This is a genomic window from Acidimicrobiia bacterium (assembly GCA_029210695.1).
Taxonomy (GTDB): domain Bacteria; phylum Actinomycetota; class Acidimicrobiia; order Spongiisociales; family JAHEDJ01; genus JAHEDJ01.
This window is the reverse complement of record JARGFH010000008.1, coordinates 4,843-26,830: the sequence shown is the minus strand read 5'-3', so window position 1 is coordinate 26,830 and position 21,988 is coordinate 4,843. Positions and strand designations below refer to the sequence as shown.

The 21,988-nt window shown below is 63.0% G+C and carries 17 protein-coding genes and 1 riboswitch; of the genes, 5 read left to right on the top strand and 12 right to left on the bottom strand.

Going from position 1 to position 21,988, the window contains the following annotated elements:
* The first annotated feature begins 35 nt into the window (after positions 1 to 35).
* Positions 36 to 443 carry a VOC family protein gene (locus tag P1T08_04105; GenBank protein MDF1595270.1) on the top strand — a complete coding sequence of 136 codons (408 nt, stop codon included), beginning with the start codon at positions 36 to 38 and terminating at the stop codon, positions 441 to 443.
* Between the two features lie 36 nt (positions 444 to 479).
* Here the strand turns inward: P1T08_04105 and P1T08_04100 are convergent, their stop codons facing one another.
* The 5 genes from P1T08_04100 to P1T08_04080 all read right to left on the bottom strand — a co-directional run bounded on the left by P1T08_04100 (position 480) and on the right by P1T08_04080 (position 8,675).
* Positions 480 to 2,486 carry a chloride channel protein gene (locus P1T08_04100; protein ID MDF1595269.1) on the bottom strand — a complete coding sequence of 669 codons (2,007 nt, stop codon included), beginning with the start codon at positions 2,484 to 2,486 and terminating at the stop codon, positions 480 to 482.
* A gap of 40 nt (positions 2,487 to 2,526) precedes the next feature.
* Entirely contained in the window at positions 2,527 to 4,074 is a 1,548-nt protein-coding gene (locus tag P1T08_04095; GenBank protein ID MDF1595268.1) for a 4-coumarate--CoA ligase family protein, read from the bottom strand.
* Positions 4,075 to 4,360: 286 nt separating this feature from the next.
* Positions 4,361 to 5,392 carry an MBL fold metallo-hydrolase gene (locus P1T08_04090; GenBank protein MDF1595267.1) on the bottom strand — a complete coding sequence of 344 codons (1,032 nt, stop codon included), beginning with the start codon at positions 5,390 to 5,392 and terminating at the stop codon, positions 4,361 to 4,363.
* Complete coding sequence (locus tag P1T08_04085; GenBank protein ID MDF1595266.1) at positions 5,392 to 6,546, bottom strand: acyl-CoA/acyl-ACP dehydrogenase; 1,155 nt, start codon at positions 6,544 to 6,546, stop codon at positions 5,392 to 5,394. Before P1T08_04085 ends, P1T08_04090 begins: the two co-directional genes overlap by 1 nt.
* A gap of 149 nt (positions 6,547 to 6,695) precedes the next feature.
* On the bottom strand, positions 6,696 to 8,675 hold the full coding sequence (locus P1T08_04080; GenBank protein ID MDF1595265.1) for an acetoacetate--CoA ligase: 1,980 nt from the start codon (positions 8,673 to 8,675) through the stop codon (positions 6,696 to 6,698).
* 114 nt (positions 8,676 to 8,789) lie between these two features.
* Between P1T08_04080 and P1T08_04075 the strand changes: the two genes are divergently transcribed.
* The gene (locus P1T08_04075) at positions 8,790 to 10,157 is read left to right on the top strand and encodes a thiolase domain-containing protein (protein MDF1595264.1); all 1,368 of its coding nucleotides are present in this window, start codon (positions 8,790 to 8,792) and stop codon (positions 10,155 to 10,157) included.
* Entirely contained in the window at positions 10,157 to 10,696 is a 540-nt protein-coding gene (locus tag P1T08_04070) for an OB-fold domain-containing protein (protein MDF1595263.1), read from the top strand. The genes P1T08_04075 and P1T08_04070 overlap by 1 nt, the downstream gene beginning before the upstream one ends.
* 214 nt (positions 10,697 to 10,910) lie before the next feature.
* On the opposite strand, the gene P1T08_04065 is transcribed toward P1T08_04070, so the two are convergent.
* From P1T08_04065 to P1T08_04035, 7 genes are all read right to left on the bottom strand, one after another.
* On the bottom strand, positions 10,911 to 11,552 hold the full coding sequence (locus P1T08_04065) for a hypothetical protein (GenBank protein MDF1595262.1): 642 nt from the start codon (positions 11,550 to 11,552) through the stop codon (positions 10,911 to 10,913).
* Positions 11,553 to 11,635: 83 nt separating this feature from the next.
* Positions 11,636 to 13,990, bottom strand: coding sequence for an FtsX-like permease family protein (locus P1T08_04060; GenBank protein ID MDF1595261.1), 2,355 nt, complete (start codon positions 13,988 to 13,990; stop codon positions 11,636 to 11,638).
* Positions 13,984 to 14,688 (bottom strand): ABC transporter ATP-binding protein, encoded by a 705-nt coding sequence (locus P1T08_04055; GenBank protein MDF1595260.1) that lies wholly within the window; start codon positions 14,686 to 14,688, stop codon positions 13,984 to 13,986. Before P1T08_04055 ends, P1T08_04060 begins: the two co-directional genes overlap by 7 nt.
* An 8-nt stretch (positions 14,689 to 14,696) precedes the next feature.
* Positions 14,697 to 15,296: a TetR/AcrR family transcriptional regulator gene (locus P1T08_04050; protein ID MDF1595259.1), complete on the bottom strand. Its 600-nt coding sequence runs from the start codon at positions 15,294 to 15,296 to the stop codon at positions 14,697 to 14,699.
* Between the two features lie 121 nt (positions 15,297 to 15,417).
* Entirely contained in the window at positions 15,418 to 17,163 is a 1,746-nt protein-coding gene (locus P1T08_04045; protein ID MDF1595258.1) for an aldehyde dehydrogenase family protein, read from the bottom strand.
* 118 nt (positions 17,164 to 17,281) lie between these two features.
* Positions 17,282 to 18,430: a homoserine O-acetyltransferase gene (locus tag P1T08_04040; GenBank protein ID MDF1595257.1), complete on the bottom strand. Its 1,149-nt coding sequence runs from the start codon at positions 18,428 to 18,430 to the stop codon at positions 17,282 to 17,284.
* A gap of 76 nt (positions 18,431 to 18,506) precedes the next feature.
* Positions 18,507 to 19,823, bottom strand: a complete 1,317-nt coding sequence (locus P1T08_04035) for an O-acetylhomoserine aminocarboxypropyltransferase/cysteine synthase (protein ID MDF1595256.1) — start codon at positions 19,821 to 19,823, stop codon at positions 18,507 to 18,509.
* Positions 19,824 to 19,912: 89 nt separating this feature from the next.
* Positions 19,913 to 20,015: riboswitch (SAM riboswitch) on the bottom strand.
* 127 nt (positions 20,016 to 20,142) lie between these two features.
* Here P1T08_04035 and P1T08_04030 point away from each other — a divergent pair.
* Both P1T08_04030 and P1T08_04025 read left to right on the top strand, forming a co-directional pair.
* Positions 20,143 to 20,358: a DUF2007 domain-containing protein gene (locus P1T08_04030; GenBank protein ID MDF1595255.1), complete on the top strand. Its 216-nt coding sequence runs from the start codon at positions 20,143 to 20,145 to the stop codon at positions 20,356 to 20,358.
* 272 nt (positions 20,359 to 20,630) lie between these two features.
* The coding region (locus P1T08_04025) for a S8 family serine peptidase (protein ID MDF1595254.1) at positions 20,631 to 21,988 on the top strand (1,358 nt) is incomplete at its 3' end.

Genomic DNA, 21,988 nt, shown 5'->3' with positions numbered 1-21,988 from the left:
TGCAGACCCCCATACACTGCCTCATGGAGGTGCAGATGGCCGTTCGATTTGATGCGATGGGAATCATCGTCGAGGACATGGAGAAGAGCCTGGCGTTCTACGCGTTGCTCGGGCTCGAAATTCCGCCGGGAACACATAGCGAGGGGCACGTCGAGCTGAACCTCGCCCGCGGGCTACGACTGATGCTCGACACGGTCGACATCGTCAGATCGTTCTCGCGGTGGGAACCGCCGACAGGTGGTCATCGCATTGCGCTGGCCTTCCTGTGCGGTTCGCCGGAGGAAGTGGACGACCGGCACCGCCTCATAGTCGCCGCCGGGAATCGGAGCCACGTCGCACCGTTCGACGCCCCGTGGGGCCAGCGCTACGCCACAGTCCTCGATCCAGACGGCAATCCGGTTGACTTGTTTGCTCCGCTTCCCGCGACGGACTCCGTGGTTTGACCCCGGCCCACCGGCAGAGGCTGTCACGTCTCCCCGTCAATCACCCGGCGCCACATCCTCATCGTGTGCCGTTGCACGCAACCGCTCCAGGACCTGCGACCGGGCTCCAGGCGCTCCGAAACCGGTGACGATGTCGCCGTCCTGGAGAGCCGTGTTGCCCTCAGGGACCAACACGGCCCGGCCGCGCCGGATGGCCACCAACGTGCACCCCGCCGGCCAGTGAACCTCTTTCACCTGCCTACCGTCGGCCATCGACCCGGCCGGAATGTGAAACTCGAAGAACTCGGCGTCCGGCCGCGTCCATAGGCGCTGGCGCTTGCGCAACAGCTCCGTCTCGGTGACCTCGGTCAGTGCGTGGTGGTAGGCCTTGACCGCGGTCTCTCGCCGGAACATCCCCACCAGGTGGGTCGGATCGTCTTCGGAGACGACCGGCAGTCTCCCGACACCGAGGCTGGCCATGCGCTCGAGGGCCAGCGACACCGGCGTTTCCGGTGTCACGGTGACGGGACGCGGGGTCATTGCTTCGGCCGCGGTTACCTGATCAGACGGCCCACCCGTCCGCAGAATGTCGGTGACCGTGAGAATGCCGACGAGGCGACCTGAGTCGTCGGCGACCGGCAGCCCGTGGTGACGATGCAGGTCGAGCATTGCTTGCACCTCTCCGGTCGTCATCCCTGGTCGGAGTACCTCGCTCCAAAGGCTCATCACCTCGCCAACCGCCACCGTGTCGAGCAAGTCGACATCGCTGGTGCGCAGTAATCGGATGCCCCTGCGCACAAGGGGGATGGTGTAGACGCTCTCTTTGTGTATTCGATCAGCGATGGCGGTCGACAAGGAGGTAGCCAGCATGAGTGGGAGGACGAGACCGTAATCGCCGGTCAATTCGAACACGATGAGGATCGACGTGAGCGGCGCCCGGGCGACCGCCGCGAACATCGCCGCCATCCCCACTACGGCAAACGCTCCCGTGTCGAGTTGAGAAAACCCCCAGACCGGCTCGACGAGCACGGCAAACGCAGCGCCGAGCGACGACCCGATGAAGAGCGCCGGCATGAAATGGCCACCCGAGGCCTGAGATCCGAGGGTCCCCGCCGTTGCCAGGATCTTCAGGCCGACCAGCACCAGCAGAACCCACCAGGCGATATCCATGATTCCGCCGCCCACGAGTTGCTGAATGAAGTCCTGGCCGGTTCCGAGGACCCTCGGCTCGATCGTCACGATGGCGGCCACCGGAATCCCGAACGCCAGCGGACGCAACCAGGTCCGCCTCTCGAACCGGGCGAACGGGGTATGGACTGAGTCGAACGTCTTCAGGAAGAGAAACCCCACCACCGCGGCCAGCAATCCCAGAACCACATAGAGGACGAGTTCCGTTGGATCGCCGACACTGTGGGGCTGGACAGACAGAATCCGGTCCTCACCGACAATCGATCTGGCAGTCACTGCGGCAGTGACGGAGGCAATGACCACCGCGTTGAGATGGCGAATGGCAAAATTGCCGAGGATCACCTCCATCGCGAACAACATCCCGGCAATGGGAGCGTTGAAGGATGCTCCAATCCCGGCCCCCGCCCCTGCGGCAACGAGGCTGCGCACCTGGTCTTCCCCGAGACCCGAGTAGCGTCCGATCGATGAACCGATCGCCCCACCGACCATCACCGTTGGTCCCTCTCGCCCGGCCGAACCTCCACTGCCTAGTGTCAATGCGGTGGCGAGAATCTTGAGGTAGCTGGACCGGGTCGGCACATAGCCGGAACGAACCGCCAGACCGGCGGTCGTCTCCGGAACGCCGCTTCCGCGCAGTTCAGGAAAGCGCTGCGCCAAAGCCCAGGCTGCGAACAGCCCGACCGGGACGGTGAGCAGCGGCATGAAGCGCCCCCACGACAGAGCACCGTCCATCCACCCGACGCCGTCGCGAACGAGTTCGATGCTCCCGATCATTGCGGCCCCGCCCAGACCGGCCAGCAGCCCGACGACGAGCGACAAACCGATGAACACGGCCGTCGTCTGGCGGCGAACGAGGGTACGGAGGCGTTGCTTCACTCTGACCCAACCTAGTGGTGGCGGTGGATCCAACCGCTGTCTACCCCCGGTCGCGGAGAACCCTCCGGAGGATCTTCCCGGACGCCGACTTGGGGATCTCGTCGACGAACTCGAGAGCCCTGATCTGTTTGTAGTGTGCGACGTGACCGGCCACGTACTCCTGGAGATCCGCCGCGGCAACCGCCGCGTCGGGTTTTGTCACCACGAACGCTTTGGGGAGTTCACCCGCCTCGACGTCGGGAATTGGCACGACCGCCACGTCGGCGACGGCGGGGTGGGTGAGCAGCAATGCCTCGAGTTCGGCAGGCGCCACCTGGAATCCCTTGTACTTGATCAGCTCTTTGAGGCGGTCGACGATGAAGTAGTGCCCATCTTCATCGACATGGCCGATGTCGCCGGTGTGGAGCCAGCCATGCTCATCGATTGTGACCGCGGTCGCTTCCGGGTTGTTGAGGTATCCCTTCATCACCTGATCGCCACGAATCCAGATCTCTCCATCGTCATCGAGGCCGAGATCCGCACCTGAGACCGGATCAACGATCCTGCACTCGGTGTTCGGAAGCAACACCCCGATGGAACCCGCTTTGAAGCCGCCGACCGGAGTCGCATGGGTGACCGGGCTCGTCTCGGTGAGGCCGTAGCCCTGGACGACCTCGCATCCCACCCTTGCCGCAGCTTGGGCGGCGAGTTCTGCGCCGAGCGGCGCCGCACCGGAGAAAACCTGCCTGGCCGCAGAGAGGTCGTACTCGTCGACCAGCGGATGCTTGGCCAGAGCCAGCACGATCGGAGGTACGAGGTAATAGCGGGTCACCGCATGGTCCTGGCAGATCTGCAAGAACTGAGCGAGGTCGAACCGGGGCATCGTGACGAGGGTTGTCCCCTGCGCCAGCGCGCCGTTCATCAGAACCTGCATGCCGTATATGTGGAAGAAGGGAAGAATCCCGATCCCGATGTCGTCAGGGGAAATCTCGAGGACGACCTGACTCTGCTCCAGATTGGCTACGAGGTTTCGGTGAGTGAGCATGACGCCTTTGGGGAGACCCGTCGTCCCGCTCGAATAGGGCAGCACCACGACGTCTTCTGAGGGGTTGACCGGCGTGTGCTCGCCGAGCGGAGCGCCGAACAGCTCACTCAGGGGCGCCGCGCCTTCGGTCGGGTCGATCGTGTAGACGTTCTCCAGACCGGCCCGAGCCGCCGCTTCCCTGGCGACATCGACGATGATGCCGACCGTCACGAGGTATGAGGCTCCCGAGTCCTCCAACTGGAACCTCACCTCTTCTGCCGTGTAGGTGGGGTTGAGAGTGGTGATCGTTCCGCCTGCCATCGCGGCTCCGTGGAACACGATCGCGTACTCCGGTAGGTTGGGAGCCAGGATGGCGAGGACGTCACCTCGGCCGAATCCGCGGGAGCGCAGGCCCCCCGCCAGGGCACGAATGCCGGCCTCGAGCTGCCCGAATGTGAGTTGGCGACCGGTAGGGCCGTCGATCAACGCCGGCTTGTCCGGGTTAGCACTCGCCTCCTTCAACACATAGGTCGTGATGGACACATCGGGTATCGAGACACCGGGGTACGGGCTGGTGTGGATCATCTGGCGCTCCGCGAAGTTGGGTGATCATATTCGCACGGCCACGGCTCACCCGCCACGGAGGTCGAGACTAAGTGACTAGTTATTCAGCGCGAGAATTGAATGCTCATCGCGAAAGGAAGAGTGGCTGCCGACCGGACTCTTGCTGCACAAGAACAGATTCTCGCCGGGGACGGGCGAACTGAAGAGCCGATCGTGCCACCGGGCTGGGGCATGATCGGCTCTTCACAGATGGCAAGCAGTTCTAGGTTATGAGTTCTAGGTTCTTACTCCAGGCTCACGCCCAGGGCTAATGGTGAGTGGCTCCAAACACCACCCTGCCGTCGACGGTTGCCCGGTCGACTTCACCGAGGAAGCGAAGATGTTCGATATGGGCAAACGTCTCGCTCTCCGCCATGAACCCCCACGAACGTTTCGGAAACAGTTCCTCCGCCAGAATTTCGACCGACATCGGGCCGGAGGTCGCGACGATTTGGCGGAGTTGATCGAGGCGTTCCTCGTGGTGATGCTTGATCGAAGCCGCCCGACGGGCCAGGTCGACGATCGGGTCGCCGTGAGCCGGAAGCACCAAACCAACACCGGGCAAAGCGACCGCCTTGTCGAGGCTGGCCACATAGTCGGCCAGCGGGTCGGCGCCGGCCCCGATTCCGGCGATGTGCGGCGTGATGGTCGGCAACACGTGATCACCGCTGAACAGCACCCCCGATTCCGGATCGAACCAACACAAATGATCCGCCGTGTGCCCCGGCGTATGGACCGCCTGCAAAGTGCGGCGGCCGAGCTGAAGCTCCTCGCCGTCGATGAGACGCCTGGTCGGGGTGGGGATCCGATACATGCGATGGCCGACGTTGCGCATCCACCACCCGCGGGCACGGGCACCGGCCGAACGGCGCTGCGACGCGCCATGCCAGGGCATCCGGCCCGCCCGGGCTTCCGCATGCCGGGCCAGCTCGTCCTCGTCGATTTCCGAGTGGTTGTCGAGTGTCCACCAGATCTGGAACGACTTGTGCGTCAGGAGTTCGGCGCCCGATTCGGCAGCCAGCCTGGCAGCATTACCGAAGTGATCGGGATGCGAGTGTGTGACCATGATCGTGTGGACCCTGGCGATCGGGACACCGGCAGCATCCAATCCACGACGGATGGCCGCCCAGGCCGCTCTGCCGGGCAAGCCCGTGTCGATAACGGCGGCGCCGCGGTCATCCTCGAGAACATACATGTTCGTATGCCCGAGGCCGGTGAAGTTGATCGGCAGCTGCACCCTGATGACCCCCGACGCGACCTCTTTTGAGTCGGGCGAGGCGGGCGCGGCTTCTTCTTTCATCAGTACGACTTAGGGAGTCCGAGGGAGTGCTGAGCAACGAAGTTGAGGATCATCTCACGGCTGATCGGAGCTGTTCGAAGCAGGCGCGCGTTCCCCCACATGTCGGCGAGGCCGTATTCGGAGGCCAGGCCGTTTCCTCCGTGCGTTTGGATCGAGTGGTCGAGCGCCTCGAGTGCCGCCTCGCCGGCGGCGTATTTGGCCATGTTGGCGGCTTCTGCCGCATCATGTCCGTGATCGTATTGCCAGGCGGCTTTGTAGGTCATGAGCTTGGCAAGTTCCACCTCGACCTTGGCCTTGGCGAGTGGGTGAGCGATTCCCTGGTGTGCACCGATCGGCACATCCCATACTTTGCGTTGACGGGCGTAATCGGCTGCTTTGTCGAGCGCATAGCGGCCGATACCCGCTCCGATAGCGGCACCGGTGATGCGCTCGGGATTGAGGCCCTGGAAGACCTGACGGAGGCCGTCCCCCTCGGTCCCGACCAGGCGATCGGCCGGTACGGCCGCATTGTCAAAGAACAGCGTGTACTGGTTCTCCGGGGAGACCATTTCCATGTTGATCTTTTGCTTCGTCAGTCCTTGCGTGTCCACATCAACCACGAACAGCGACAGCTGCGCGTTCCCGGTGGTTTCATCGACTCCGGTGCGAGTCACCACCAGGATCTGATCCGCCTCGTCGACCGCGGAGATGTAGTACTTCTGGCCGTTGAGGCGATACACATCGCCATCGCGTTTGGCCGTCGTCGAGATGCGATGCGAATTCGATCCGGCATCCGGTTCCGTGATGGCGAAGGCAATCCGTCGCTCCCCCGTTGCCAGGCCGGGTAACCACGCCTGCTGCTGTCCGTCCGTGCCGAATCTGGCGATGATCGATCCGGCGATGGCCGGCGAGACGATGAGGATCAGCAATGGGAGGCCCTGGGCGGCCAGTTCCTCGCACACGATGGCAAGCTCATAGATGCCCATCCCGCCACCGCCGAACTGCTCAGGGATGTTGACGCCGACGAACCCGCCACCCGCCAGCGCCTCCCAGAGTTCCTCTACCTTCTCACCGCGCCGACCCCGCTCGGCGTAGTACTCGTGGCCGAAGCCCGCCGCGATCTCTGCGATCGCCTGTCGCAACATCAACTGCTCCTGCGTCTCCACAAAGTCCACGGTTTGCCTCCTGTCAAAGAAGGGTAGACCCCGGGTCGGGGGGTCCGGCCACCAGAATCGACGAACCGAATCGATTCGAGCGCTCTGTCATGGGAGCGATCCGGTTACGCAATCCGAAATCAGCAGAACACAGAGGTGGGATCCATTGGCTAGTACTCCCTCTCGCCCTGCTGATCCCTGCGCTCCGCCGCCCACTGGACGAAGGCCTCCAGACTTGCCGGATTGGCCATGGCGTCCAAGCGGGCCGCCTGTTCGATCGCTACCCCCCCGATGATTCGCTTGACCGGCACCTCCATCTTCTTTCCATTCAATGTGCGCGGAATGTCGGGGATCCGGTGGATCTCGTCGGGGACGTGGCGAGGCGAAATCTCTGACCGAATTTTGGAGCGCAACCGATCTTGCAGGTCGGCGTTCATCGTGAAGCCGGCCTTCAAAGCGACGAACAGCAATAGCCGATCCTCGCGACCAAGTGCACCGGTATCGATGACAAGGCTGTCCTCGATCTCGGTGAAGCTGTCGACGACACGGTAGAACTCGCTGGTTCCCGTCCGTACCCCGCCTCGATTGAGCGTCGAGTCGGATCGGCCCGAGACGACGCACCCTCCGTCGGAGGTCACCTTGATCCAGTCGCCGTGGCGCCACACGCCGGGATACATCTCGAAGTAGCTGGCCCGGTACTTGGAGCCGTCCGGATCGTTCCAGAAGTAGATGGGCATCGATGGCATCGGTGCAGTGATGACCAGTTCTCCGACCTCGTCGATGATCGGCTTGCCCAGCACGTCGTAGGACTCGACACGGGCGCCGAGATAACGACACTGGATCTCGCCTGCCTTCACCGGAAGCACAGGACACGAGCCGATGAATGCTGCGCAGAGATCGGTGCCACCGCTGATCGAGCCGAGCAGGAGGTCATCGTGGACCCGGTCGTAGACCCAGGCAAACCCGTCCGGAGTGAGCGGTGCGCCCGTTGAGCCGACGCTTCGCAAATGCGAAAGGTCGTACTGGCTACCCGGGTGAAGATCGGCTTTGAGGCACGCATGGATGAACGGGGCAGACGTTCCAAAGTAGGTGAGCTCGAGCCGTTCGGCCATCTGCCAGAGGGCGCTCAGGTCGGGATAGCCCGGACTGCCGTCGTACAGGATGATCGTTGCGCCGACCTGCAGTCCGGACACGAGGAGGTTCCACATCATCCACCCCGTCGATGTGTACCAGAAGAACCGATCGTCTTCACCGAGGTTCATGTGAAAGACCAGATCTTTGAGGTGCTGGAGGAGAATGCCTCCCTGTGAGTGCACGATGGGCTTGGGCAGCCCGGTGGTTCCCGATGAGTACAGGACCCACAGGGGATGGTCGAAGGGGACGGGCTCGAAGCGCAGGGGTTCCGGATGAGAAGTGAATTCCTCCCAGCCCAGTGTGGACGACGGGCGGCGGGTGCCGATTCGGTTGAGAATGACCGTCGCCTCGAGGGAAGGAAGCCGAGCTGCCAGCTCCTCCACGATCTCGAGACGATCGAACATTTTTCCCCCGAACCGATAACCGTCCACCGCCAACAGAACCTTGGGTTCGATCTGCTCGAAGCGATGCGCCACCGCTCCGATTCCGAACTCCGGTGAGCAACTCGACCACACGGCTCCGAGGCTGGCCGTGGCCAGGAACGCCACCAGCGTCTCCGGAATGTTGGGCATCAGGGCGGCCACCCGATCTCCCATTCCAACCCCAAGGCGACGGAGGCCGGCGGCAGCGGCCGCTACCTGGTCGGCCAGGGCCGCATAGGTCACTTCCCGGCGGACGCCGAGTTCGTCTGTGGCGATGACGGCGAGATGGTCGTCTCTGCGGGATAAGGCCCGCTCGGCGTAGTTGAGGCGGGCGCCCTCGAACCAGCGAACGCCCGGCATGTCTCGACCACTGAGCACGCGCTCGTAGGACGACTCGATCCCGAAGTACTCCCAGACCGCTCCCCAGAATCCCTCGAGATCAGAAACCGACCATTCCCAGAGGGCGGAGTAGTCGCCGAACGTCTTGCCATGGGACCGCGCCAGCCAGTTCGAGAACTCCGTGAGTTTGGCGTCTCTGCGCTCCTCCGGTGAGGGCTCCCACAGGACGGTTCCTTCGGTGATGTCCCGGTACATGGATTCGAGGCTAGTGAAGTTGTGTAACCGGAATCAGGGTGATCATGTCGTCCGTCGGGGGCGCCATGCACTGGGTAGTCTCAGCGCAGGCCGTACACGATGGAGGTTCTCTGCATGCGACCTGTCTACGCCCTGTCCGGCGGTGTGTCCAAATTCGCCAAGGCCAGACCGGATAAGACCTTCCAGGCCATCGTCAAGGAGGCCTATGACTACGCCGTCGCCGACCTCGGCCTCGAATTCCCGGCCTTCACGAAGGCCGTCGACGGTTCGGTAGCGTCGTATTTCTCGGATCACTTCTCTCGCCAGCTGATGGCCGGGATCATGGCCCAGGACTATCTGGGACTGGTACCCAAACCATCGCACCGCGTCGAAGGTGGGGGCGCTACCGGCGGTCTCTGTTTTCAAGAGGCGTGGAAGTCGATTGCGTCCGGCCACATGGATGTGTGCGTCGCCTACGGATTCGAGACTATGAGCCACGTCGAAACCTGGAAGGGCAACGAGTTCATTGCGCTTGCATCGGACGTGTCGTGGGACTATCCGGTGGGAGGGTTCTATTCGGGCTACTACGCAATGATGGTGACCCGCCACATGAAGGAGTACGGCACGACCGTCGAGCAGATGGCGGCGGTCTCGGTCAAGAACCACCTCAACGCCTACCACAACCCCTACGCCCAGAAGCGCAACCGCTACACAATCGACGACGTCCGCAACTCACCGATGGTTGCCTGGCCGCTGACCCGCCTGGACATCTGCGTCATGTCGGACGGCGCGGCGGCGGTGATCTTTGCTTCAGAGGAGGGTATCGAGCGGCTGGAGGCAGCCGGTGCAGAAATCACGCGGCCGCTCGTCCGGGTCACCGGCATCGGCCGTGGCACCGATGCCATGCGGATGGGTGATCGTCCACACGTCGACTACGAGACATTCATTTCGGACTACGCAACCGATCAGGAGCGGGACTCCGATGACACTCGTTCCTACTACCGGGATTTGTGGGAGCGAGGTACACGGTATCCGGGGGTCCACTCGTTCAGGGCCGGGCGCACCGCCGGCAACATGGCCTACGCACATGCCGGCATCTCCGATCCGCTGGCCGAGCTCGATTTTGTCGAGCTTCACGACGCCTACACCTCCAGCGAAGTCCAGACCTACGAGGATCTGGGACTGTGCCGGTATGGCGAGGGTGGACCATTCGCAGCCTCCGGAAAGGCGTTCATGCCAGGCATCGACTACGGGCTCGATTTGACCGAGGATCCGGCCTGCGCTGTGAACCCGTCCGGCGGGCTGATCGCCTGTGGCCATCCAGTGGGGGCAACGGGGCTGATGCAGGGAGTCTTCGCAATTTGGCAACTCCAGAACACGATCAGCAAGCACTTCGGGGACGAGACGCTGCAAGTCGCCGACGCCCGCCGGGGAGCCATCCACTCTCACGCCGGGACCGGCACCTACGTTTCGGTCAGCATTCTCGAAAAGGAGGGGAACTGATGAGCGACGCACGCCGGGACGAGACGTTGGGCGGCTTCGTCGTCCACGGAGTTCCATTTCCCATCGAGACCGACACGGACGCCCTGGCGTTCCTCAAGCGGATGACACCCATCCAGATCGAGCAGGAGTACTCGATCACCTACCTCCATTCGTATGGACAGGACAGCCCCTGGTTCGCCGGCGCTTCCAACAAACGGCTGCTGGCCTCGCAGGATGCCGAATCCGGGTACTCCTACGCCACCCCGCGCGGCCATGACATGTACTCAGGTCGGGAGACCGAATGGATCGATGTCACCGATCGAACGGCGACCGTGCACGCGTTCACCGTCTGCTACTTCGGATCGGAGGAGTTCTTGCCGGATACACCGTTCGTACTGGCCCTGATCGAGTACGAAGGTGTGAACACCCTGTTCCTCACCAGATTGATCGGCCTGGATCACACGCAGGCATCGCTCGAGTGGATCGGCAGAGAAGTACAGCCCCGGTTCCTGAGAAACAGCAAGCTGAAGCCGACCGACGTCTATTTCGTACCCACCTAGTGGTCCGTCGCGGATTTGGTGACTTGGTCTCCTGCCGGACGATCCCCGCTGTGGCAGGGTTCGTGGCACTGCCTACCCCGGTCATCAAATAGCAGACAGACCACTAGAACGCGCAAGTTCGTTTCCCCCGCCGCACCCGACCTGCCGCCACCATGGCGCCCGGTCCGGCGATCAGGGCCGGTCGGCCGAAAGGACCGAATCAGCGCGGGGATGATCAGCAGTCCAGCGCACGGAGGGCAACATCGACGTGCAGCTTGGCGTGACCCCCATACTCGTGGGCTTCGTCAAGTGAGTCGGACTGGAGGGTGAACGTTGCCCAGCCGACGATGCGCATGGGGTGGCTGGCGAGCGACGGCATGGTGTTGTTGTCGGATCGCCAATCGTCGATGGCAGTCAGCATCGCTCCCCACTCTGCGCCGGGGTCGGTCCAGGTGCCGCCGAGCACGTCGCGCAAGACACAATCGTTCGCCATCAGCGGGTCGGCCAGGCCTGGCGGCGTGCCGTCCAGTCCGGGTAGCACTCCTGCGGTTGTCTCACCGCTCACGACGCCGTCGCCGTTGCGATCGCCGTAGCCGGGCCCGTTCGGTCCGACGACGAGGTTCGCAGCCGTTTCAGCGGCCACCCGGGCAGCCTCGACCGATGTGGCACTTCGCCAGGCGGCGACGGCCTCGTGGATGGCGTCCATCTGCTCGCGCAACGACGGGGAGGCCGATACAACGTCGCCGGTGGTTGCAGCGGCGACTACATCTACGGTGGGCACCGGCTCGGTTTGGCTGGCGTTGCTTGTTGACGAACTCCCTCCGCAGGCAGCGAGAGCGATCATCGCCCCTACTGCCCACATGACGAGCGTCCGCATGCCCGGGTCCTCCCTAGTGCTTGATCGCTCGTTGAACACTATCGCCGACGCCATCCGAACTGGAACTCACCAAGCTGAACCTCTCAGGCCGCTCGCTCCTTGATGACCTCCGGGATGCTGATCCTGCGAATTGCTCGCAAGCCGGGGATCTGGCTGACGAGCGCCACCACCACTATGGCCAGCGAAGCCCAGACGAAGGTCATCGGCTTCACATAGAGATCGAACGAGAACATGTCACTGCTGAAGGTTCCCATCGCTGCCTTGGAGAGGTAATACCCGGCCAAGAGCCCGATCGGGATACCCATGATCGCCACGATCAAGTTCTCGGTTGTGATCAACCGACTGATCGTTCGACGATCGGTCCCGACGGCCAGCAAGGTCGCGACTTCCCTACGCCGCTCGGCGATATTCACGCTCATTGCGTTGAAGATCAGGGCGAACGCCATCGCTCCGCCGAATACCAGCATCACCCCGACAAACGCATAGAAGAGCAGCATGAACTGCTGCATCATGTCGAACATCGCCTTGGAGTCGTTGAACGCTGCGACACCCGGCAGTGCGGTGATGGCCGGTCGGAGGTCGCTTCCCTCGAAACCTTCCTCGTATCTAATCAAGGCTGAGGTGGCAGGCAGACGGGACCCCACCAGTCCCTCGACACGCTCGGTCGAGATGTAGGCGAGTGTCCCGAGGGGCTCATCGAGAAATCCCGCGATCTCGTCTGTGAACGATGCCCCGATAGCCCCCACCTGCACCTCGAGAGGGTCACCGACCTCAACTCCCAGGAGATCCGCAACGGCCTTACCAACCAGCACGCCCTCGGACCCCAGATCGAGCCAATCACCGTTCACGGACAGGAACCTGTGCATCTGCGTATTGGACGCAAGAGCGACCAGCGCCGTGTCGTAATCCTCGACCCCGGCGACCAGCGTGACCGGAACCTGGAGGCTCGTTTCAACGGAGTCGATGCCGTCGAGTCCGGTCAGTGCTGCGACTTCGGCGGGCGCGACCGGACCGATGAAATAGACCGTCGCGTCCTCCTGCTGGATGTCGACGAACTGAGTGTTCATCAGGTAGTTGACCGTGTCGATCATCCCCCACGACACGAGCACCAGCATCAGCGACAGCACTACCCCTACCACCGTGTAGATCGTGCGGCGCGGATTGCGTCCGATACCACGAAGCGGCATGCGCCAGCGGATCGGCAAACGTCGAAGCGGCGGGATGATTCGTTCGAGCAGGCTGATCTGCCCTCCTCCCGTGGGAGTCTCGCCACGCATTGCTTCTGCAGGGCGAATACGCGATGCGACGAGGGCGGGCGCCAGGGCGGCCAGGAAGGCAGCTCCAACGCCGAAGAGGATCCCGCCGACGGCGTTGATCGGGTAGAACTCGATGAGGGTCACCGGAACCGACAACAGTCCCGTGTAGAAGGTAGTGATGACGCGGGCGAGCAACGCTCCGGCAATCGCTCCGGGAACGGCGGCCACCACCCCCGGAACCACCCCGTACCCGAGATAATGCCTGAGTACCTTCCCTTTCGTCATCCCGTTGGCGAGCATCGCTCCGATGTGCGGGCGCTGCGCGTGGACGAGGCGGCTGATCATCACATACGACGCCAGACCGGCGGCCGTAAGGAACAACAAGGGGAAGAACCCTGCCATCTCCTCGAATCCCTTGATATCCTCAGACAGCGCAGCATTCGACGGCTGCTCCGCTCGCGTGTAATCCGCTGCGACCCCCGCCGCCGTCGCCGTAGGCGCCAACTGCTCGAGCAGACCGTCGTTTTCCGCGCCGCCATCGAAATAGACGGCCAGTTCATTCGGGCCGGACTCTGTGAACTTCTGCGCGGTTTCCTCAGTGGTAAAGATCACACCAAAGTTGTCGGGGGTGGTGATGAGTTCCTGGCGGCTGCGCGAAGGCCAGATGTACTCGGGCGAAGAAACGATGCCTGCCACTTCAGCTGAAACCCAGTTGTCGCCGGCGAGAACGTCAATGGATTCACCGGGGCTCAAGTCGAAGTGATTCGCCATGTGCTCTTCGACGAGCACGGAGTCGCCCACGCCGAGATACGAGCCCTCGAGCACTTTCAACTGATTGACGTCCGCCTGCCGGTCGGCGGGCACGCCGACGACCCGGCCGAGCATCTTGACCCCGCCTATCTGAAGAGGGTGGTCGGCCACGGTCCGCACCGCCACCGACTCGACACCCTCAACCACGGCCACCGAGCCCGCCAGCGTCTCGACATCGCCCCCGACGTAGGTCACGTTGGCGAATCGGTACTCGGTGAAGGTGGCCTGATAGGAGGCGTCCAAATTGAGGTACGAGTCGTAGGAGGCTACGAACATCGTGACGCCGAGGAAGACGGTTACTGCAACTGCGATGAACTGGGCACGGTGTCGGCGGATGTCGCGCCGGAGTTTCCGATTGAGCGTGCTCACCATGTCAGTGCCTCCGCCTCCACCGGAGAGTCGATCCGAAGATCATCAACCACCATCCCCGACCGCAATCGCAGGACGCGATCGGCCATATCCCCGACCGCCGCGTTGTGGGTGACAATGAGCACCGTCTGGTTGTTCCGGCGGTTCAAGTCCCGCAACAGCCCGAGGATCATCCGACCGGTCTCGAAGTCGAGCTCGCCGGTCGGCTCATCGCACAGGAGAATCGGCGGTTCCTTGGCGAGGGCTCTGGCGATGGCGACCCGCTGCTGCTCACCGCCCGACAACTGCGCCGGGAAGTGGTCGGCCCGGTCGGCCAGGCCCACCAGCTTCAAAACCTCACGGGCCCGATCACCACCGTCGTGGCCGGTCAGTTCGGCGACTAGTTCGACGTTCTCGGCTGCCGTCAGGGTGGGGATCAAATTGAAGAACTGGAAGATGAATCCGACCTCCGAGCGGCGATAGGAAATCTGCTCGTCGGCCGTCAAGGTCGTGACATCGATGCCGTTCACAACGAGCGAACCGGCCGTCACATCGTCGATGGCCCCCGTCAGGTTGAGCGCGGTCGTCTTCCCGGAGCCGCTCGGTCCAAGCAAGACGGCGAATTCGCCGGACGGAATCTCGAGGTCGACGCCGCGCAAGGCATGAACCGTGGTGGCGCCTTCCCCGTACGTCTTGTCGACCTGTTTCATGACGATGGACATCGAAGCTCCTAGGGGTTGAGGCCGTCGAAAACGAGTCGGACGCGCCGGCCGACGTTGGCATGAACCGCCCCCGGGGCGACACCCTCCAGACTCAAGTAGATGATGAGCTCTGCAATCAAAACCGAGTAGAGAACGAATACGGCGTCCTCAACAGCCAGCGAGGAGTCGAGGCGTCCGGACTCTTGGTGGACGGAGAGAACGCCGGCCAGCTGGGTCATCAACTCCTCGTCGAGGCGAGCGAGTTCTTGAATGGCTTCGCCGCCCCAGAGGCTGAACCGGAGCACCTCCCGGAGGAGGTTTCGATCGGTGGCCAGCATGATGTCGAGATAGGCGGCGAAGAGGTGCCGGACGGCCTCGACCGGGTCGACGTCGTGGGACACCGCCGCCCTACCGGCGGCCAGCATCTCTCTGACCTCGGCCTCGAAGAGAGCAATGAGGAGCGACTGCTTCGAACCGAAGTAGTTGTAGAGCGTCCCGACGGCGACCTCTGCGTCCGCGGCAATGTCGTCCATGCGGGCGGCCTCGATTCCGTCAGTCGCAAACCTGGCAGAGGCGGCTTCGAGGATCGCCTTCGAGGTCTTCTCTTTTTTGGCCTGCCGGAGCGACAATCTGAACCTTCTCTATGTTTAGAGTCGGTTCAAGTTTAGACGATGGCCCGGCGATGACCACCTGAGTGAAGACCCACCCGGAGGGGCCGAAGGGCCCTCCCGGTGCCGACCGCGCGCCGCGCTACCCCCTCGACGCCAGCCAGAAGATGCCCGGCAGCTTCCCGGGCGACGGATCCGCATCGAGGTCGACCATCTTCTTCGTAACGTGATGCTTCGTCTTGTGGTCGGCGAACCAAAGCGGCTTCACCGGCGTTCGGAACGGGCCCCACATCACGCTCTTCTGCGGCCGATCGAACAGGTACGTGTTGTGAACAACACCGTGACCCGATTGGATGTCGTTCCTCGGGGAGCCGGGGAATGCGCCCCAGGTCGCGCTTGTCGAGAAGAAGCCGACCCCGGTCCACAGATTCACGCAGACCGTTCCGTACCGGAGGTCGGCGATCGCCTCGTTGACGGCGCTCCGCACCTCCGGGTCCTTCAGCGACTTCGGGTGAACGATGATGGTGGCGCCGAGCGTTCCCCAGAGATCTTCGTTGCAGAACTGCACTGCCCGCCGGAGGTACTCAGCCGTCGACCCCGGCGAAGGGATCGATGCCTCGGCAAACAGGCCGGTGAACGATTCCGTCGTGAAGCACACGTCCCCCGTCGACTCCGCCCGCAGGCCTTCGATCAGTGTCCAGGGCACGGTTCCCGGAGTCGTTTCACCGAATCCGGCAGCCTCCGGGTGTTCCTTCAAGAACGCCTTCCATCGATCCTCGGCTCCCGGGTAGTAGGCAGGACGCTCGGGGGTGATCGACAGGCCGTTCTTGATCGCGTCGATCAACCGGTCGCGCAGCGTCCAACTCTCGGGAGTCACGACGACCCGCGCCGCGATGCAATTGAAGCCGGCATTGTGGGTCAGCATGGCCGAGATGTTCTTTCCCTGGTGCTGGAGGTCTTTCTCGGACCAGGGCCCGGGAACGATGATCACGGGCGTCACGCTGCCGAGTTCGGAACTGAACGGCTTGTCGAGGACCGGATCGTCTGCCGCCTTGCGGGCAGCGCCCTCCTCGCCCGGTCCAAACACGATCGCATCGTGGGTCTTGTCCGAACCGGTCATGTGAATGGACCCGACCAGCTCGTGGTGACTGAGGTAGTCGCCTTCGGCGGCTCCCCCGTAGACAATCCGCATGAACCCGTCGTCGATCATGTCGGCGAATACGTCGGCGAAGAGTGGCCCGAGGTACTCGTTGACCGGGTTCATCTTGAGTAGCACGACCTCGTTTTCGGCGAAGAGCTTGTACATGACGTCCATTGGGGGGATCGAGGCGATGTTGCCTGCACCGAGCACGAGCGAGACCCGACCGACCTGATCAGCGTCATCTCCATAAGCGAGAGCCTGAGTGGCGGCGAGGTCGGCAGGTGTCACCCCCGGCTCCATCCAGATCTCGGCCTTGATCCCTGTCCAGAGGAGCCGGTCGTAGATGTCGGTCGGAAAGACTCCCACGACGGTCTGGCCCTTGCGTGTCGTCACCGGACCCGGGAACTGGGGGGTGCCGTGCTCGAGGATGTCGCGCAAAGAGTTCCGCAGGAGCCGGGCGTTGCGAATGGTGAGGTGGGGTCCCGAGTTCCACTCCTCAGACGACACCGGCTCGTCGAAAGCGATTCCCTTGGCGTCGCAGGCCAAACGGGTCCATCGCTCGGCTAGAGCCCGGGTGCGGGCCATGATCAACTCGAGGTACTCGATGCGCCGCTCGATCGACGTCTGCACCCAACGTTCCTTGTTGGCGTCCAACTCGCCGAGAAAGCGATCCATCTCCTCGGGCGTCGAAACCTCGATCGTGTGAACGCCTTCAGGGTGAATGATGCTGCCGACCGATACCGTCACAAAGACTCCTTCAAAGACACCGCAACAAAGCGTAGTTGCAGAGAGCCGCCCGCCGTCGAGGCGTTTTCGCGCGGGAATCCCACCGTATAGGGGAAGAACCCCGCGCGAAAACGGGTATCTAGTGCCGGGCTAGTGAGTCGCGAAGGTGGGGTGCGAACAAATCGGGCTCCAGGAGGAAGGCGTCGTGACCACGATCGGAGTGAACTGTGATTCGCCGGACGGGAACGCCGGCGCGCTTCAGGGCGGCGGCCAGTTCCTCCTGCTCGTCTGGATAGAAGCACACGTCCGAATCGATCGAGAACACCATGAACCGCTGGTGGCGACAGCGTCGCAGCAACTCGTCGAGATCCGCCGCGCCGGCCTGATCAAGCAGATCGAACGTCTGCCACGCCTCGATTATGCGCAGATAGCTGTTGGCGTCGAACCGCTGGACGAACTTCGTTCCCTGATGCCACATGTACGACTCGAGGGGATTCGCGATCCGGACGTACCCGCCGGTCTCGTCGCGATCGACTACCTCCGTCCGGGCCCGCTCCTCCATCGCCTTGAGCGAAACGAACGTCTTGTGGCCGATCATCCTGGCCAGCGCCAGACCGCGTTCCGGACGCGGACCGTCGTAGTAGTCCCCACGGTTGAACATGGGGTCGTTCTCGATGGCTAGCGCTTGCTCGAAGTTGTGGATCCTCTGCAGGGCCGTCACGCCCAGGCCGGCGGCGATCGGGATCACGACGTCGACCCGATCCGGGTAGCGGGAAGCGAGGCTCAGTGCCATGAGCCCGCCGACCGACCCTCCGATGACCGCGTGGAGACGACCGATGCCGAGGTGGTCGAGAACAGCCACCTGGCTGTCGACAATGTCGCCGAGGGTGATCCGCGGGAAGGTCGAACCGTAGCGCCGCCCGCTCGCCGGGTTCACCGAGGAAGGCCCCGTCGACCCGTAGCAACTCCCGATGTAGTTGGCGCAGATCACCGCGAACTCGTCAGTGTCGAGTGCCTTGCCCGGCCCGATGAACTCGTCCCACCAGCCAACCCGGACGTCATCGGTCCACCGGCCGTCGAGTCCGGGGACCTCCTCATTGAGGCCGGCCGCATGCTGACTTCCGGTCAGGGCGTGGAACACGAGGACGGCGTTCGAGCGATCCGGGTTCAAGTCCCCGTAGATCTCGTACGACACCGTCACGGGCGCAAGTCGCTCGCCGTCGTCGAGCACCTGGCCATCCGGCAAGGTCACAAAACGAGTTTCGACGCGACCCACCGTGCCGCTCATCACCACGCTCCCGGTCGACGCGGGTCAAAACTCGTAATGCCGGGGACGTGGCCCCCGAGCGCTGACGGGGAGGCCCTCACACCGGTGCTGCTTCTTGCGAACGAGCGAGCGCCTGGGAGAAGTCCCGCTTGATGTCCTCGATGTGCTCGATCCCGACCGACACGCGAACGAGATCGGAACGTACGCCGGCCGCGGCACGTTCCTCCTCACTGAGTTGCTGGTGGGTCGTGGAGGCCGGATGGATCACCAGGGTCTTGGCGTCGCCCACATTGGCGAGGTGGCTGGCCAGCTCAACCGCGTTGATGAACCGCCGTGCCGCCTCGAATCCACCCTCAACGCCGAACGACAGGACGGCCCCGAAGCCATGCTGGAGATACTTCTTCGCCAGGTCGTGTGATCGGTGTGACGGCAATCCCGGGTAATTGACCCAGCTCACTTCCGATAGATCTTCCAGCCAGGAAGCGAGAGCGAGCGCATTGTCGACATGACGCTGCACCCGGAGCGAGAGAGTCTCCAGCCCTTGCAGGAGAAGAAACGAATTGAAAGGGCTCAGCGCCGCGCCGAGATCTCGCAGACCTTCGACCCTGGCTCTGATGGCGAACGCGATGTTGCCGAACGGGCCATCCGGACCGAATACATCACCGAAGACCAGGCCGTGGTACCCGGGCGACGGCTCGGTGAAGAGCGGGAAGTTGCCGTTGCGCCAATCGAAGTTGCCCGAGTCGACAATCACCCCACCGATAGATGTCCCATGCCCACCAATCCACTTCGTGGCGGAGGCGACCACGACATCGGCTCCGTGATCGATCGGCCTCACCAGATACCCGGCGCATCCGAAGGTGTTGTCGACAATTAGAGGGATCCCGTGGCGGTGGGCTACTTCGGCGACTGCCTCGAGATCGGGGACGATGAACTCCGGGTTGGCAATCGATTCAACGTAGAGCGACTTGGTGCGTTCGCTGATGGCGGCTTCGAAATCCGACGGATCGGTGCCTTCCACGAACCTCACATCGATCCCGAAGCGCGGCAGCGCCACCTTGAACTGGTTGTAGGTACCGCCATACAGGTAGCTAGACGAGACGATCTCGTCTCCGGCCTGGGCGAGGTTGCTGATTGCCAGCAGCTGTGCGGCCTGTCCAGAGGCGGTCGCAACGGCCGCCACCCCGCCCTCGAGAGCGGCGATCCGCTGTTCGAACACATCGGTGGTCGGGTTCATGATTCTGGTGTAGATGTTGCCGAACTCCTCGAGACCGAACAGACGAGCAGCATGGTCTGCATCGTCGAACGTGTAAGAGGTTGTCTGGTAGATCGGCACTGCCCGCGCGTTTGTGCCGGGGGCCGGTTGTTGGCCTGCATGAACCTGCAGGGTTTCGAATCGGTATTCGGAGCTCATGGCTCTCCTTCGCTGGTGAGATGAAGGAGCTTCTAATTGAAGAACCGCCTTCATCCGTTGGAGAGGCGGTCACGACGGTCGTCGCTCGGTCCTCATCTGTCCCGTTCCCACGGGCAGGAATTGGCACCGTTCTCATTGAGATGGTTGCCAAGGTTTCACAGGGCCTGTTCCCTCCACCTTTCTGGATGATGTTTTGTGCGTGTCGTGGTTATTCGGTCCGAACCTCCAAAGTGCGAGTCGCCTTGTTCTAAGGGAGTTCGACGGAGATGTCAAGAGATTTGCGTCGCCGATAGCCGGACTCTCAGAGTACGGTCGGGGCATGGATCCGAACGAGCCCGTAGAAGTAGGAGCATTCTTCAGCCGAATCGAGGCGGATATCGCGCGGGCTCACCTGGAATCCATCGGCATCAAGGCCTTCGTCCAGGCCGACGATGCAGGCGGCACGTACGCAGGTCTCGAAATGGCCAGAGCCAAGGTATTCGTCCGAGCCGCCGACCTCGCCGATGCACAGGCGGAGCTCGAGATCGAGGCATAGGAAGCGTGGCATTTGCCGGGACTCCCGGCCCCGCAATTCACAACTAGCGGTTGACTATCACGGCGGGCCTCCTGCCACGACCACCCGGCGAAGGTGCTTGGCCGCTTCCAGCCCTGAGCAATGGATTGCCGCGACGCAGAATTCTTCAAATCTGACCGGGGGACTAGTTCTTTTGTGTGTTATGGTGATAGTGCTTCGCATGCGCAGTCGGGGCACGAAGGGGCCCCGGGCACGGAGCCCGGCCGTGAGGTCGGAAAGCACCGGGAGGGCGAATGTACGGTATCGAGTGGCGGACGAGAAAGGCACACGGGCGCGTGCTGATGGTGGTCTTGTCCCTGATCATCGTCGTTGCGAGCGCACCGGCAGGAGCGCTGACCGGGGGGGATCTATCCGGGTATCAAGGGTCACCGTATGCGGTGGCCGAGCGTATCGGCCTGATAGATGGGAACGGCGTCGCCGCGACCGGGGCAACCGGAGCAGGCGTCACGATCGCCCTGATCGACACCGGGGTCGTCGACGTCCCCGGCCTGCGGTACTCGAACGTGACGATCGGTCCCGATTTCTCGTTCGATGACATGATCCCGGATCTGCGCGGCAAAGACGCCAACGGACACGGGACTCATCTCGCCAGCATCATGGTGGCATCTGATCAAGCATGGTTCGACGGTGACCACACACGGTCACCCGACCGGGTGCTCGGTATCGCTCCAGACGCCGACCTGATCAGCATCAAGGCGGGGACTGCGGATGGAACGGTGGACGTGAGTCAAGTGATTGCGGCCATCAACTGGGTCATCAATCAGAAGACGAGCGGTGCATCCGACATCGATATCCTCAACTTGTCATTCGGCACTGCGTCGACCAACCCCTACTCGTCAGACCCGCTGGCCTATGCGGTTGAGCGCGCCTGGCTGGCAGGCATCGTCGTGGTGGTTTCAGCAGGAAACGATGGCAACGCCGGAGCCAGCCTGAGTTCTCCGGCCTACGACCCGCTGGTCATCGCGGTTGGTGCCTCGATGCTCGCCGGAACCGAGACCGAAGCCGACTTCACCTCTGAGGGCGTTCCCAATCGTAAGATCGATGTGAGCGCCCCCGGTAAGTCGATCATCGGCCTTCGCAACCCGGGTTCGTTCTCGGACTATTTCAACTTCGACGGCCGCATCGGCGACGATCTCGTGCGCGCCACCGGCACCTCCCAGGCGGCCGCAGTTGTGTCCGGCGCCGTGGCCCTCCTCCTCGAGGCACGACCCGATCTGAGCCCCGACCAGGTCAAGTGGCTCCTGAAGAAAACCGCCGACAAGACAAAGTCCGAGACCTTCGGGATCTCCCGGCTGCTCAACGTTGCGGAGGCTATCTCCGCCTCCGTCCCGAGCTACTCACAGTCGATCCAGCGGTCCGACGGCAGTGGATCATTGGACGCGGCGCGCGGCCTCTCGCGGTTGTGGATCGGCGGGGTCATGCTCGAAGGCGAGGTAGACATCTTCGGAAACACATGGTCCGGGAATACCTGGTCGGTCGACGCCTGGTCGGTCGACGCCTGGTCCGGGAACACCTGGTCCGGGAACACCTGGTCCGGGAACACCTGGTCCGGGAACACCTGGTCCGGGAACACCTGGTCCGGGAACACCTG